The following is a 1,312-nucleotide window of genomic DNA, read 5'->3' as shown; positions in this document are numbered from 1 at the left end:
TGAATCGCCCCGGCTTTCGTGGAGGCCGGTTAGTGTGAGTCAGGCCGGGATGGCTTGACCGCTCAGTTGCTTGTAATAGTTTGCCTCAGCTTCCGCCGGCGGTATATAGCCGAGTGGTTCGAGCAAGCGGTGGTGGTTAAACCAGGACACCCATTCCAGGGTAGCCAGTTCAACGGCCTCACGCGTCTTCCAGGGAGCGCGGCGGTGGATCAACTCAGCCTTGTAGAGCCCGTTGATGGTCTCGGCCAGGGCGTTGTCGTAGCTGTCGCCCTTGCTGCCCACAGATGGCTCAATGCCGGCTGCTGCCAATCGCTCACTGTACTTGATCGACACGTATTGCGAGCCCCTATCGCTGTGATGGACCAATGCGTTTCGTTCCGGCTGGCGGGCGTACAGTGCTTGCTCCAGGGCGTCGAGCACGAAGTCGGTCCGCATCGAGCTGCTGACACGCCAGCCGACGATTCGGCGAGCAAAAACATCGATGACGAAAGCCACGTAGACGAAGCCCTGCCAAGTCGAGACGTAAGTGAAATCGCTGACCCACAGCTGGTTTGGCCGCTGCGCCTTGAACTGTCGGTTGACCCGATCAAGAGGGCATGGCGCCTTCGCATCGGCAACCGTGGTGCGCACGACTTTGCCGCGCATGACGCCTCGCAGGCCGGCCTTGCGCATCAGGCGCTCCACGGTACAGCGGGCTACGTCGGTCCCCTCACGGCGCAGCTGGCGCCACACTTTGTCAGCCCCATAGACCTGCATGTTCGCTTGCCAGACCCGTTCGATGTCGACGCTCAGCACGTCGTCGCGCTGGACACGTGCGCATCGCAACGCCGGGTTACGCTGTTGCGCCGCGTAACGCCAGTAGCCCGACGGCGCGACCTGCATCACCTTGCAGATCGGCTCGACACCGTAGGCATGGCGGTGCTGGTCGATGAATGCCCTCACGGCTTGAAGTGGCGGCCGAGCTCCGCCTGGGCGAAAAACGCACTCGCCAGACGCAAGATCTCATTTGCCTTGCGCAGCTCGCGCACTTCTCGCTCCAGCGCCTTGATGCGCTCCTCTTCGGCAGTGGTCGTCCCTGGGCGCTGGCCGGTATCACGCTCTTGCTGGCGTACCCAGCGGCGCAGCGTTTCAGGTGTGCAGCCGATCTTGGCAGCGATCGACGTGATCGCTGCCCACTGCGATTCGTACTCGCTGGCTGCTTCGCTGACCATGCGCACAGCGCGCTCAATGACTTCGGGGGAATACTTGGGTTGCTTCTTCATGGCTCCATTTTCTCAAAGAATGGAGCCTCTACAAAACCCGGGGCGATTCA

Annotated in this window: 1 protein-coding gene and 1 other annotated feature; the gene reads right to left on the bottom strand. The window is 61.7% G+C overall.

What is annotated here, in order from left to right; all coding sequences use genetic code 11:
- Window positions 1-39 precede the first annotated feature (39 nt).
- Window positions 40-1,262, bottom strand: a protein-coding gene (locus tag FVD38_RS26275) for an IS3 family transposase (RefSeq protein ID WP_147937492.1) whose coding sequence is annotated in 2 segments (ribosomal slippage) — window positions 40-974 and window positions 974-1,262 — 1,224 coding nt in all. Because the reading frame shifts where the segments join, the coding sequence is not laid out codon by codon here.
- Window positions 868-984: a sequence feature (AL1L pseudoknot), on the bottom strand. Its footprint overlaps the gene before it by 117 nt.
- Window positions 1,263-1,312: the final 50 nt, after the last annotated feature.

Origin of the sequence: Massilia arenae, from assembly GCF_008014745.1 — a bacterium.
GTDB classification, from domain to species: domain Bacteria; phylum Pseudomonadota; class Gammaproteobacteria; order Burkholderiales; family Burkholderiaceae_D; genus Telluria; species Telluria arenae.
The sequence above is the reverse complement of the archived record's forward strand: the minus strand, read 5'-3'. Positions and strand labels throughout refer to the sequence as shown.